2 protein-coding genes and 1 pseudogene are annotated in these 1510 nt (G+C 31.9%); all 3 read left to right on the top strand.

The features are described from left to right. Positions 1-357, top strand: a 357-nt coding sequence (locus AC1DJR_RS29470; protein ID WP_477004195.1) for a serine hydrolase, incomplete at its 5' end; no start/stop codon positions are given. A gap of 191 nt (positions 358-548) precedes the next feature. Then, a complete protein-coding gene (locus tag AC1DJR_RS29465) occupies positions 549-1235 on the top strand; it encodes a response regulator transcription factor (RefSeq protein WP_477004194.1) in 687 nt (228 codons plus the stop codon). Further along, positions 1232-1510: pseudogene (locus AC1DJR_RS29460) on the top strand (two-component sensor histidine kinase); the annotation flags it as partial. The gene AC1DJR_RS29465 and the pseudogene AC1DJR_RS29460, both read left to right, overlap by 4 nt.

The following is a 1510-nucleotide window of genomic DNA, read 5'->3' as shown; positions in this document are numbered from 1 at the left end:
GACGTACATGATACTAGTACCCCAAAGGCATTAGTTACTAGTCTTCAGGCTTTTGCGCTAGGAGATGTATTTTCAACTGAGAAACGGGATTTATTAATAGATTGGATGAAAAGGAATACTACGGGAGACAACTTAATTCGTGCTGGAGTTCCAGGAGGATGGGAAGTAGCTGATAAGACTGGCTCGGGATCTTATGGAACCAGAAATGATATCGCAATTATTTGGCCACCAAATAAAAAGCCAATTGTTCTTGCGATACTTTCTAATCATGATAAAGAGGATGCTAAATACGATGATAAGCTTATTGCAGAAGCAACCAAAATAATGTTAGATGCCTTAAAAGCTAAAAATAAATAATAATAGTAATTGGTTATTGAAATTTTCCTGTTTTTCCGTCACAATACTGTGACGGTCTTTTTGTGTATTTTACAAAGAATCGTATTAAGTAAAGAAAAAAGATAGAAACCATCTCTATTAAGTTTATTAATTAAGTAACAACAAATATATGCTTTATTGGATACTTATTGCGTTTAATGTGGAGGAATAAAATGGAGTCAAAAATTCTTATTGTTGATGATGATAAAGAGATTAGAAATCTTATCTCTGTATACCTGGAAAATGAAGGCCTAAAAACTCAAAAGGCAGAAGATGCTATACAAGCTTTACAACTGTTAGAAGAAAAGGAATTTGATCTTATTATTTTAGATATTATGATGCCAAATATGGATGGTATTGAAGTTTGTATGAAGATTAGGGAAAATCGTAATATGCCTATCATTATGCTATCTGCAAAATCCGAGGATATAGACAAAATTCAGGGTTTAGCCTCTGGCGCAGACGATTATTTATCAAAGCCGTTTAACCCATTGGAATTAATCGCTAGGGTAAAATCTCAATTAAGAAGGTTTAAAAAATACAATTCATCAATAGAACATAATAAAAGCATTCTAGAAATTGGTGACTTAACCGTGAATACAGATACACGTCAAGTATGGGTAAGAGGAAAAGAAACAAGGTTAACTCCAAAAGAGTTTGCTATTCTCGAACTACTTGCCCGCAACAAAGGGATTGTCCTGAGTGTAGCAAAAATATATGAAGCAGTTTGGAAAGAGGTTTTTTATAAATCAGATAATACCGTCATGGTGCATATTACAAAAATAAGAGACAAAATTGAAGAGGATTCTAAACATCCTATTTATATTAAAACTGTTTGGGGAATTGGGTATAAAATATGAAGAATGTTAGTTTTAGAAATAAGATCATTATAAAACTTCTTGCTGCTGTTGCAGTTAGTTTTTTTATTTCATTTGGTTTAACAATCCTCATTTTGGCATACGTCATAGATCCATTATTTAAAAAACACGAAGAATTTGGTATGTTTGAATTCAATTTGGCATTGTTGTTCTTATTTGCGTTCGCAATCTTTAACTTTATAATAATTTTTTTATTATTGGTTCGAAAGAAAATAGTTTTTTTGAAGCTTATTTCGGATAGTGTGAATGATATTGCC

Source organism: Bacillus sp. 05T31, assembly GCF_056396725.1.
The sequence above is the reverse complement of the archived record's forward strand: the minus strand, read 5'-3'. Positions and strand labels throughout refer to the sequence as shown.